This is a genomic window from Streptomyces phyllanthi, assembly GCF_009377205.1.
Classification (GTDB): Bacteria; Actinomycetota; Actinomycetes; order Streptomycetales; family Streptomycetaceae; genus Streptomyces; species Streptomyces phyllanthi.
Genome location: NZ_VJZE01000292.1, coordinates 1 through 11,691, shown reverse-complemented (window position 1 = coordinate 11,691; position 11,691 = coordinate 1). Strand labels below are relative to the sequence as shown.

The 11,691-nt window shown below is 70.2% G+C and carries 9 protein-coding genes; 4 read left to right on the top strand and 5 right to left on the bottom strand.

Going from position 1 to position 11,691, the window contains the following annotated elements; translation table 11 throughout:
• Positions 1 to 3: 3 nt before the first annotated feature.
• From FNH04_RS30785 to FNH04_RS30770, 4 genes are all read right to left on the bottom strand, one after another.
• The gene (locus FNH04_RS30785) at positions 4 to 747 is read right to left on the bottom strand and encodes an AAA family ATPase (RefSeq protein ID WP_386573334.1); all 744 of its coding nucleotides are present in this window, start codon (positions 745 to 747) and stop codon (positions 4 to 6) included.
• A gap of 34 nt (positions 748 to 781) precedes the next feature.
• Positions 782 to 1,606, bottom strand: coding sequence for an ABC transporter permease (locus tag FNH04_RS30780; protein ID WP_322724308.1), 825 nt, complete (start codon positions 1,604 to 1,606; stop codon positions 782 to 784).
• A gap of 64 nt (positions 1,607 to 1,670) precedes the next feature.
• A complete protein-coding gene (locus FNH04_RS30775) occupies positions 1,671 to 2,642 on the bottom strand; it encodes an ABC transporter ATP-binding protein (RefSeq protein WP_322724311.1) in 972 nt (323 codons plus the stop codon).
• A 317-nt stretch (positions 2,643 to 2,959) separates the two neighbouring features.
• Positions 2,960 to 4,177, bottom strand: a complete 1,218-nt coding sequence (locus tag FNH04_RS30770) for an NYN domain-containing protein (protein ID WP_322724307.1) — start codon at positions 4,175 to 4,177, stop codon at positions 2,960 to 2,962.
• A gap of 221 nt (positions 4,178 to 4,398) precedes the next feature.
• Between FNH04_RS30770 and FNH04_RS30765 the strand changes: the two genes are divergently transcribed.
• Positions 4,399 to 4,578, top strand: coding sequence for a hypothetical protein (locus tag FNH04_RS30765; RefSeq protein ID WP_152789052.1), 180 nt, complete (start codon positions 4,399 to 4,401; stop codon positions 4,576 to 4,578).
• Between the two features lie 127 nt (positions 4,579 to 4,705).
• Here FNH04_RS30765 and dnaE read toward each other — a convergent pair whose 3' ends face one another.
• Positions 4,706 to 8,245 (bottom strand): DNA polymerase III subunit alpha, encoded by a 3,540-nt coding sequence (dnaE, locus tag FNH04_RS30760; RefSeq protein WP_322724305.1) that lies wholly within the window; start codon positions 8,243 to 8,245, stop codon positions 4,706 to 4,708.
• 250 nt (positions 8,246 to 8,495) lie between these two features.
• Here dnaE and FNH04_RS30755 point away from each other — a divergent pair, with 250 nt between their 5' ends.
• The 3 genes from FNH04_RS30755 to FNH04_RS30745 all read left to right on the top strand — a co-directional run bounded on the left by FNH04_RS30755 (position 8,496) and on the right by FNH04_RS30745 (position 11,538).
• Positions 8,496 to 9,845, top strand: a complete 1,350-nt coding sequence (locus FNH04_RS30755; protein ID WP_152789050.1) for a DUF2252 domain-containing protein — start codon at positions 8,496 to 8,498, stop codon at positions 9,843 to 9,845.
• Positions 9,846 to 9,946: 101 nt separating this feature from the next.
• A complete protein-coding gene (locus FNH04_RS30750) occupies positions 9,947 to 10,630 on the top strand; it encodes a hypothetical protein (RefSeq protein ID WP_152789049.1) in 684 nt (227 codons plus the stop codon).
• Between the two features lie 107 nt (positions 10,631 to 10,737).
• On the top strand, positions 10,738 to 11,538 hold the full coding sequence (locus FNH04_RS30745; RefSeq protein ID WP_152789048.1) for a DsbA family protein: 801 nt from the start codon (positions 10,738 to 10,740) through the stop codon (positions 11,536 to 11,538).
• Positions 11,539 to 11,691: the final 153 nt, after the last annotated feature.

Here is an 11,691-nt window from a genome sequence, read left to right as displayed (position 1 = left end):
CCCCTACACCGGAGGCGCCCCGTACGGGTTCTGCAGCTGATGCTGCTGCTCGTACGGATCGGGATCACGAGGCCCGAACAACCCCGTGACCCCCAGATGCATCACCAACGTGGCCAGCGGCCAGGCAAGCAGCGCCCCCTTCGCGCCAAGCTCCAGAGGTGCGGAAAAGGTCACCCCCTCGCCCACTTCCCTGGCCCGCGCCGCGACATCCTCCGCGGGCCCCAGCCAGACCCCGAGCCGCCACGCCAGCAACGACCCCAGCAGCCCCCCGACCGCCAGCGCCACCACCAACGGCACGCCCCCACGCCGCCGCACCAGGAACACGACCAGCGCGCTCACGGCCCCGAAGGCCAATGCGAGCAGCACGAACGTCCCGTCCACCCCGATGGCCTGCTCCCCCTCGGTGTCCCGCAGGTACACCGCGTCACCATCGGAGACCAACGGCACCTGCGGCGCCAGCCACCACCACAACACCCCGAGCAGCACTCCGGTGAGCGCCACCCCCACCGTGATGATCGCGGCCTCCCGCACTTCGGTCTTCATCCCGGGACCGTCCTCTTCATACGTGACGTCATGAGCGGCGGGAGCCACTAATCCGGGAGCGGGCGGAGCCTGCCAGTCCTTGTGCAGGGACGGGCCGTGCGGGGACTGGCCGTTCGAGGAAGGGCCGTACGGAGACGAGCCGTGCGAGGGAGGATTCTGCGGAGACTGTCCGTGCGGCGGCGGGGGAGTCAGCGGTGCGGTCACCCTGACATGGTGCCAGGCGCACCTGGCCGACGTGTCATCGGACCGCGGCCCGCCGGTACGCCCATGTCGCGACCGCCAGCGAGGCCACCCCGACTCCCGCGCACACGGCCAGGTCACCGAGCACGACCGCCCAGTCCGGGTCGCCCCCGAAGGTCCGCGCGAACGCCTCCACCCCGTATGTCGACGGCAGCAGATCACGGGCGAACTGCACCACACCCGGCATCCGGTCCTCGGGCAGCACCCCGAGCAGCAGTGCGGCCGACATGCCCAACTGCCCCAGCAGCGTGGCCAGTTCCGGCCGCGGGGCCAGCAGCCCCAGCGCCGCCCCCAGCCCGGCGAGAGCGGCCCCCGCGAGCGGGATCACCGCGACGAGCACCCACAGGTGCGCCAGCGGCAGCCCGAAGAGCACGCACCCGAAGACGGCGACCACCACCGTCCCCGGCACGGTGAAGGACGCGTACGCCCCCGCCGCGCCCAGGACGACCGCCGCGGGCGGCACCGGCAGCGTCGCGTAGTGATCCAGTCCCCCACTGGCCCGTAGCTGCCCGAAGTACTGGGCGAGCAGGTTCAGCGCCACGAAGGCGACCACGAGCACGGACGACCCGGCGACCACGGCCCGGGCCGCGGCCCCGCCGTCCACGACGCCCCGCATCAGGATCATGATCCCGATCGACTGGAAGGTCGCCACGAACAGCAGCGGGATCCGTGCGACGCGCGCCCGCGAGAGCTGCGCCCGGTACACGGCGGCGAGCGACGGCCACAGCCGCGCCCGCGGTCCGAGCGCGGCCGGGGCCTCCTCGGCACGCTCCTCCACGGCCAGGGCTCCGCCCGGCAGAACCTCCGCGGGTACGACACTCACGTCGAGCTGCTCCTCTTCGCTCCGGCTGCCGCCCAGTCTCGTACGGCTGCGGCCGCGGTTGCGTTCACGCCTTCACCAGCCCCTGCCCGTTGCCGCCCAGGGCCAGGTACACGTCCTCCAGGCTCGGCGTGGCGAGCGTGAAGTCGTCCAGAGCCACGAAGGCCGCGCCCCCGGTGACGGTGGCCACGACCGCGCGGGCCTCCTCGGGGGCGAGCCGCAGCGTCCAGCGGCGCCCGGACTCGACGGCCCGGGAGCGCAGCGCGGCGACCTCCGGGACGTCCAGCGGGGCCCGCTCGCGCCACACCAGGTCGACGCGCACCTCGCCCGCGACCTTCTCCTTGAGCCCGGCGGGGGTGTCGCAGGCGATGACCCGCCCCTTGTCGAGGACGGCGACCCGGTCGAGCACGGTCTCCGCCTCGATGACGTTGTGGGTGACGAGCAGGACGGTGGTGCCGCGTTCGGCCCGGCGCCGGTCGACGGCGGCCCACACGGCCCGGCGGGCGACGGGGTCCATGCCGGTGGTCGGCTCGTCGAGGACCAGCAGGGGCCGCTCACCGACGAGGGCGGCGGCGAAACAGGCCAGCCGCCGCTGTCCGCCGGACAGCTTCCTGATCGGCCGCGGGGCCAGGTCCGTGAGCCCCAGCTCCTCCAGTACGGCGTCCCGCTCGTCCCTGGCCTGCCGCACGTCGAGCCCGCGCAGTCGCCCGGTGGTCTCCGCGGCCAGCGACACGGTCAGGTCGTCCAGCGCGGTCGATTCCTGCCCGAGGTAGGCGAGGATCCGCGCGGCCCGCTCCGGGTGCCGCACGATGTCGTGGCCGAGGATCTCGACCGTGCCGTCGTCCGGCCGCATCAGCCCGGTGAGCTGCCGAACCAGCGTGGACTTCCCGGCCCCGTTCGGCCCGAGCAGACCGAAGATCTCGCCGCGCCGCACCTGGAGTCCGACCTGGTCGTTGGCCCGCACCTCGGGTGTCGCCGGCACTCCGCGCCTGGCCCGCACCGCCGGATACGTCTTCGTCAGCCCCCGCACCGCGCACACGACATCCCGGCCATGTCGACTGCCGTGTTCCGTGCGCGTACTCACGAGGCACGAGCCTACGGGGTCCCACGACCGGACCATCGCCCGGGGCGCCCGATGCACACACATCCGATGCCACCGGATGATCGGCGGGCCCCCAGGGCTCACCCACCCTCACGATCCACCACGACGGCGGTCAGCCACACACCGGGCTCCTGGGCGCTGTGGGGGCGCCGTCGCCCCGCTCGCCTCCCGCCGTCATCCCCCACTCAGCCCTCCGGCAGAACCCGGCTCACCGCTCCGGCAGAACCCCGCTCACCCCTCCGGCAGAACCCCGCTCACTCCCCGGCAGGGGCATGCTCGGCCCCCGTCCGGGCGTCGATCTCACGCCAGAACCCGGCCCGGATGGCATACCGGTCGTGCTCGTCGATCTGGTCGTCCTTGTGGGCGAGCAGTCCGAACCGGGCGGCGTAGCGCAGCAGCTCCCCGTCCACCCGGTGGGGGATCCGCGGATACATGCCGGACAGCTTCTGCAGAAGTGTCTGGTCGGTCAGCCGCGACATCCACCTCCGTGCGAACACCTGTCCCACCTCGAACGGGTCGCCACCGACCGTGGTGATGTCCTCCTCGCGGTCGGCCCACCGCTGCTCGGCCGTGGTGAGCTGGGCCAGCGTCGGCATGGACGCGGCCTCGGACGGCTCGGCGACCGCCCCGGGCCGCTCCACCCAGCCCTTGTCGGACGACCACCGCAGCGTGGCGTTCGCGGGATGCTGCACCGTCTGCGCGCCGGCCGTCCGCATGGCCGCGAGGTCCTTCGGTGTCGGCACCCCCTTGGACGCCGGCCCCCGCTCCTCCGTCCCGTTGCGCGCGACGGCGGCCGCCGGCACGTGCTCCGCCTCCTCGGCCCCCCGCTCGGACGCGGCGAGCGCCGAGTCCGGCAGCGGCGCCGACAGGATCGCGGCGATCTCGGGCAGCGGCACCGGCGGCGGCGCGCACACCCCGCCGAGCTCCTTGGCCCGTACGGCCTGGATGATCCACGCCCGGTCCAGCACACGCCGCTCGTCGGCCTCGGCGACCAGGTCCTCGGACTGGTTGTAGTCACCGTCCGCGGCCTGTACGGCCCACAGGTGGACGGCGACCCCGTGCTCCTTGGCGGCCATCATGCCCGGCAGCAGATCCCCGTCACCGGTCACGAGCACCACGTCGGAGCAGGCCCGGTTGCGCGCCAGTTCGGTGAGCTCGGCGTGCATGGCCGCGTCCACGCCCTTCTGGGCCCACCGCCCGTCGCTGCGGGTCAGCGCGCCGAGCCGTACGGTCACCCGCGGCATCACCCGGAGCCTGCGGTGCTCCGGCTGCGGTACACGGTCAGGGGCGCCGTCGAACCAGTAGATGCGCAGCAGCGGCTGCTGCGTGTCCGACTCGGCGCGCTCCCGCAGGCCCTGGATGAGGGCGGCGTGGTCCACGGTGATCCGGGAGCGTGAGGGTTCCCCGGCGAGAAGGCTGGCGGCAGCCCCGAGCAGATACCCGGCGTCCACCAGGACGATGCAGCGGTCCACTCGATCCACCCTCTCTCCGGGAGGTTTGCTTCGGGCTTCCTTCGAGTCTGCCCGACCTCACGGAGGTTAACGGCCGGAACTCGATCACCGGCGTGGCGCAACGTGCGACCGCCCTCCGCCGGACCGTGTCACGCACCGTGATTCTCCGACATGCACGACTTGTCCGCCCATGTGAATCTGGTCGCGATCCTGACCCCCAGCCCCACAGGAGGCGGAACACCATGGCCAAGAACAAGAACCGCAAGCAGGCCGACCGCCAGAGCCGCACCTCGCGACCCGAGCACATGGAGGAGCAGGACGGGCGAAGTCCCATGGAGACGCAGCAGACGTCCATAGCGCAGCCCCAGGGCAATCCGGCCGACGTCGCCCGCAAGAAGCAGAAGAGCTTCGGCCACAACTGACGCGGGGCACCGGCGGCCGACCCCCGGGGACAACAGCGAGGGGCGCTTCCCATGGCGGAAGCGCCCCTCGCGCACGTCACTACGCGGTGTCCGGACGCGGTGTCCGGCCTGCCCCGGTGCCGGGTCCTCAGCCCGCCAGGCAGGACGGGCCCAGCAGCACCTTGAGATCACCGAACAGGGCGGGGTCCGGCTTCACCCGGTGCCGGTCGAGCCTCAGCACCGTCGTCTTGCGCGGCCCCTGGAGCTTGATCCGCACCTCGCTCTCGCCCTTGTGGTGACTGAGGATCTCGCCGAGGCGGCTGACCATCGGCGGGGTGATCCTCGTGGCCGGGATGGTGAGGATCACGGGGGCGTTGGTGCCCGCGTTGGACAGGTCGGGGACCTGCAGCTCCATCGCGACCAGCCGCGGCACGTCCTCGCGCTTGTCGAGTCGTCCCTTGACGAAGACGACCGCGTCCTCGACGAGCTGGGTCGACACCAGCTGGTAGGTCGCCGGGAAGAACATGCACTCGATGGAGCCCGCGAGGTCCTCCACCGTGGCGATCGCCCAGGCGTTGCCCTGCTTGGTCATCTTGCGCTGGAGGCCCGAGATGATGCCGCCGATGGTGACGACCGCGCCGTCCGCGTGCTCCCCTCCGGTGAGCTGGGCGATACCCGCGTCGGCCTTGTCGGACAGTACGTGCTCCAGCCCGAAGAGCGGGTGGTCGGAGACGTACAGACCGAGCATCTCCCGCTCCTGGGCGAGCAGATAGGTCTTGTCCCACTCGTCGTCGGTGAACTGCACGTCGAGTCCGAAGCCGGGCTCGCTGGACTCCTCCTCGCCCATGCCGCCGAAGAGGTCGAACTGGCCCTCGGCCTCCTTGCGCTTGACCGCGACCACGTTGTCGATCATGGGCTCGAACTGCGCGGTGAGGCCCTTGCGGGTGTGCCCCATCGTGTCGAACGCGCCCGCCTTGATCAGCGACTCCGTGGTGCGCTTGTTGCAGGCGACGGCCTCGACCTTGTCGAGGTAGTCGGGGAAGGAGGCGTACTTCCCCTTGGCCTTGCGGCTGCGGATGATCGACTCGACGACGTTCGTCCCCACGTTACGGACGGCCGAGAGGCCGAAGAGGATCACGTCGTCGCCCTGTGCGGCGAAGTTCTGCTCGGACTCGTTCACATTGGGCGGCAGCACCTTGATGCGCATGCGCCGGCACTCGTTGAGGTAGACCGCCGACTTGTCCTTGTCGTCCTTGACCGAGGTGAGCAGCGCGGCCATGTACTCGGCGGGGTAGTTCGCCTTCAGATACGCGGTCCAGTACGAGACCAGTCCGTACGCGGCCGAGTGGGCCTTGTTGAAGGCGTAGCCGGCGAACGGGACCAGCACGTCCCACAGGGCCTGGATCGCCTCGTCGCTGTAGCCCTTCTTGCGGGCGCCGTCCTGGAAGAGGACGAAGTTCTTCGCCAGCTCCTCGGGCTTCTTCTTGCCCATCACGCGGCGGAGGATGTCGGCCTCGCCGAGCGAGTACCCGGCGATGATCTGGGCGGCCTTCTGCACCTGCTCCTGGTAGACGATCAGGCCGTAGGTGACGGCCAGGACCTCTTCGAGAGGCTCCTCCAGCTCCTTGTGGATCGGTGTGATCTCCTGGCGGCCGTTCTTGCGCTCCGCGTAGTTGATGTGCGAGTTCATGCCCATCGGGCCCGGCCGGTAGAGGGCCGACACGGCGGAGATGTCCTCGAAGTTGTCGGGCTGCATCTGGCGGAGCAGCGAGCGCATCGGGCCGCCGTCGAACTGGAAGACGCCGAGGGTGTCACCGCGGCAGAGCAGTTCGAAGGTCTTGGGGTCGTCCAGCGGGAGGGAGAGCATCTCCAGGTCGACGCCCTTGTTGGCCTTCACCATCTTGATGGCGTCGTCCATGATCGTGAGGTTGCGCAGGCCCAGGAAGTCCATCTTCAGCAGGCCCAGCGACTCGCACTGGGGGTAGTCCCACTGGGTGATGGTCACGCCGTCGGTGTGCCGCACCCAGATGGGGGCGTGGTCGACGATGGGTTCGCTGGACATGATCACGCCGGCCGCGTGCACACCCATCTGCCGGACGAGGCCCTCGACGCCCTTGGCGGTGTCGATGACCTTCTTCACGTCCGGTTCGTTCTCGTACATCGACCGGACCTCGCCCGCCTCCGAGTAGCGGGGGTGCGAGGGGTCGGTGATGCCGTTGAGGTCGATGCCCTTGCCGAGGACGTCGGCGGGCATGGCCTTGGTGATGCGGTCGCCCATCGCGTACGGGTAGCCCAGGACGCGCGCGGAGTCCTTGATCGCGTTCTTGGCCTTGATCTTGCCGTACGTGCCGATCATGGCGACCTTGTCGGCGCCGTACTTCTCGGTCACGTACCGGATCACCTCGACGCGCCGGCGCTCGTCGAAGTCGATGTCGACATCGGGCATGGAGACGCGCTCGGGGTTGAGGAACCGCTCGAAGATCAGGCCGTGCGGGATGGGGTCGAGGTCGGTGATGCCCATGGCGTACGCGACGATCGAGCCGGCCGCGGAGCCTCGGCCGGGGCCGACCGCGATGCCGTTGTTCTTGGCCCACATGATGAAGTCGGCGACCACGAGGAAGTAGCCCGGGAACCCCATCTGGATGATGACGTCCATCTCGTACTCGACCTGCTTCTGACGGTCCTCGGGGACGCCGCCCGGGAAGCGGCGCTCCATGCCGCGGCGGACCTCCTCCTTGAACCAGGTGACCTCGGTGTAGCCCTCGGGGATGTCGAACTTGGGCATCAGGTCGCGCTTCTCGAACATGCCCGTGGTGTCGATCTGCTCGGCGACCAGGAGCGTGTTGGCGCAGCCCTCCTGCCAGGCGTCCGAGGAGTCGATGGCGTACATCTCGTCCGTGGACTTCAGGTAGTAGCCGGTGCCGTCGAACTTGAAGCGGTCGGGGTCGGAGAGGTTCTTGCCGGTCTGGATGCACAGCAGGGCGTCGTGGGCGGTCGCCTCGTGCGCGTACGTGTAGTGCGAGTCGTTCGTCACCAGCGGCGGGATGCCGAGCTTCCTGCCGATGTCCAGCAGACCGTCGCGGACCCGGCGCTCGATGTCGATGCCGTGGTCCATCAGCTCCAGGAAGTAGCGGTCCTTGCCGAAGATGTCCTGGTACTCGGCGGCCGACTTCAGCGCCTCGTCGTACTGACCGAGCCGCAGCCGGGTCTGGAGCTCGCCGGAGGGACAGCCGGTGGAGGCGATGAGCCCCTCGGACCACTGGGAGATGGTCTCCTTGTCCATACGGGGCCACTTCTGCAGCCAGCCCTCGGCGTACGCGTCCGAGGAGAGCTTGAAGAGGTTGTGCAGTCCCGTCCTGTTCGCCGCCCAGATCGTCTTGTGCGTGTAACCACCGGAACCGGACACGTCGTCCCGCTTCTGGTGCGGCTGGCCCCACTGGATCTTGCGCTTGTTGCGCCGGGACTCGGGGGCGACGTACGCCTCGATCCCGATGATCGGCGTCACGCCCGCGCCCTTGGCGGTGTGGAAGAAGTCGTACGCCCCGTGCAGGTTGCCGTGGTCGGACATGGCGATGTGGGTCATGCCCATCTCGTTGCACGCCTTGAACATGTCCTTGAGCCGCGCGGCACCGTCCAGCAGCGAGTACTGGGTGTGGACGTGCAGGTGCGTGAACGGCGGCTTTGACACGGCTTCGGCCTCCAGGGAGAAGAGCGGTCGACGGCAGTCCGACGGGCTGGGGGCAGTCCGGCGGACAGCGTCGAAGTCTATGCCTCGCGACTGACACTCACAGGCCTGTCCCCCGTACCTTCATCCGGGGGCGCGGGCACTCCCGCGTACCGTCGGGCGTTGGACGGGGGGCCGGGGATCCGGTCCCTGTCGGACGGCCCGTCCGTCAACCATGTCACGCACCACCACCCGCACCAGGAGGCACCCAGCGATGCCGGTTCCGCAGCTCAGCGCCGAGCAACGCGGCGAGCAGATCCTCGCCGTCTTCGACACCGCATTCGGCGAGCTCCTGGCCGCCGACCCGGCCGCGTTCCGCGTGAAGTTCCGGAAGATGGCCGCGTCCGCCTTCGCCTTCTACCGGGGCACGGCGTGCCTCTTCTACCACGACCTCGACGCGGAGCACGCGGGACGGGGAGACGGGGACATACTCCACGGGCGGTACCTGGACGACCGCACCTCGCGCGTGTGGATCCACGGCGACCTGCACGCGGAGAACTTCGGCACGTACATGGACGCGACGGGCCGCCTGATCTTCAACGTGAACGACTTCGACGAGGCGTACGTCGGCCCCTTCACCTGGGACCTGAAGCGCTTCGCGGCCTCCGTGGCGCTGATCGGGTACGCGAAGGCGCTCAGCGACGAGCAGATCACGGAGCTGGTGACGATCTACGCGGGCGCGTACCGCGAGCGGATCCACGCCGTCGCGACCGGCGCCAAGAGCGACGAGGTGCCGCCGTTCACGCTGGACACCGCCCAGGGCCCGCTGCTGGACGCGCTGCGCGACGCCCGCTCGCTGACCCGGTTCGGGCTGCTCGAGTCGATGACGGAGATCCGTGACTTCGAGCGCCGCTTCGCGTCCGGCGGCGGCTCCATCGAGCTGGACGCGGCCACCCGGTACAAGGTGCTGGCGGCCTTCGACGGCTATCTGGAGACGCTTCCGGAGTCGTCGCTGACCCGCCCGGACTCGTACCGGGTGAAGGACGTCGTCGGCCGCCGCGGCATCGGCATCGGCTCGGCGGGCCTGCCGTCGTACAACATCCTGCTCGAGGGCAACAGCGACGCCCTGGAGAACGATGTGGTGATCTACATCAAGCAGGCCCAGACCCCGGCCGTCTCCCGCCACATCACGGACGAGGCGATCCGTGCCTACTTCCAGCACGAGGGCCACCGCACGGTGATCTCGCAGCGCGCCCTCCAGGCGCACGCCGACCCGTGGCTGGGCTGGACGGAGCTGGACGGCGCGGGCCAGCTGGTCGCCGAGGTGTCGCCGTACGCGGTCGACCTGGACTGGGGCGACATCGACGACCCGGAGGAGATCGCCGCCGTGGTCGCCGACCTGGGCCGGGCGACGGCCACGATGCACGCGGCGGCGGACGACCTGTCCGGCCAGTCCCTGGTGCCGTTCTCCACCGAGCGGGCCATCGACGCGGCGATCGCGGCCGACGAGGACGGCTTCGCGCCCCTCCTGGTGGACTTCGCCCACGCGTACGGTGCACGCGCGCGTGCGGACCACCAGATCTTCGTGGACCTGTTCCGCAACGGCCGGATCCCCGGCCTGTAGACACGAAAGGCGACGTCACGGGGCTCCCTGATCTCATAGGCGATCTCATAGGCACCCTTTAGGCGTTGCTTAAGGGAGTCCGTGGGACACTCTCCAACGCGATGGACATATCCGGGACCCAGTTCAGAGCCGTACGCGCGGCGCTGTTCACGGCACTCGCCGTGACACTCAGCACCGCGTCGCACGTGCTGCTGTCCCGGGTCCCGCTGCCGCTGAGCACCGTCGCCGCGATCGCCGCCGCCGTCTTCCTCGCCGCGTACGCGCTGGCCGGGCGTGAGCGCGGCTTCGGACGGATCGCCGCGCTGCTGGTCCCGCTGGAGCTCGCCGCCGACACGGTGTTCACGGCCGGTCAGCACGCCTGTTACGGCAGGACGGGCGGCCCGGTCGCGGGCCCCCTGCGCCAGGTCGGCCTCGACGTGCTGTGCGGCAGCGGCGTGGGCACCTCCCTGACCCCGGTCACCGGTGACCCCGGCCGGGCGGCCGCGCTCCTCGCCCACGCCGATCCGGCCGCAGCCTGGCTGCTGCTCGCCGCGCATGTCGGCGTGGGGCTCCTCGCGGCCGCCTGGCTGCGGCGCGGTGAGCGGGCGCTGGCCCAGATGCTGGGCGCGGTCGTCGCGGCCGGCTTCCGGCCGCTGCTGCTCGCGGTCGCCGCGGTCACCGTACGGCCCGTGGCGGCGAGGCCCCGGATGCCGCGCTCCGTGCGCCGTACGACCACCGTGCGCACCCTGCTCCTCGCGTACTCCCTGGGACGGCGTGGACCGCCGTGCTCGGTCGCTGTCGCCTGAGCGGCAGCCCGTCGGCGCCTCGCCGCGCCGACAGCGCCTGAGCACAAGCAGTCACCCACACGTATCCCGCGCACGACGTGTGCGCGTCCCACATGGAGATCACCACTATGAGCAAGCGGAACAGCCAGGAGGCGAAGAGGGCGGCCCGTGAGCGGCTGCGCGAGGAGCGCGAGCGCCAGGCCAGGCGCACCAAGGTCAGGCGGCAGGCCGTCGTCGCCGGCTCGATCGTCGCGGTCCTCGCGATAGCGGGCGGCATCGGCTACGCGGTCGTGCAGAACAGCAAGCCCACGGGGTGGGAGCAGGCCGCGAGCGCGAAGGTGGTCGCCCCCGCCAACACGTCGGGCAAGAACGGCACGACCGTGGTGATCGGCGACTCCAAGTCCACGAACACGGTCCACCTCTACGAGGACCCGCGCTGCCCGGCCTGCGCCTCCTTCGAGCAGACCATCGGCGAGACCGTCAACAAGGGCATGGAGGACGGTGACTACAAGCTCTCCTTCACCCTCGGCACCTTCCTCGACGACAGGCTCACCGGCGAGGGCTCCAAGAACGCGCTGAGCGCGCTGGGCGCCGCGCTGAACGTCAGCACCGACGCGTTCCTGGAGTACAAGGCCGCGCTGTACTCGGCGAAGTACCACCCGGAGGAGTCGACCGACGAGTTCGCCGAGGACAGCTATCTGATCAAGGTGGCCGACACGGTCGACGCGCTGAAGAACAACAAGAAGTTCCAGGACGCCGTCGAGAAGGGGACCTACGACGCCTGGGCGATGAGGATGAGCAAGACCTTCGACGACACCGAGGACGTCAACTCGACCCCGACCATCAAGATCAACGACAAGAAGATCGAGAACCCGTCCACCGTCGCCCAGTGGGAGACGGCACTCAAGGACGCGGGCGTCACCAAGTAGCCCGCACGTCGGGCGAGTCGGATGACGAACGGCGGAAGCGCGGGCGAACTCTTCGCGGTTCGCCCGCACTTCGCGTCGCCTGTCTTACCGAATCCCTTACCGGTCAGTAATCTGAGCGGCCGTGACCAGTCGCATCAGACCCCACTCCCACCC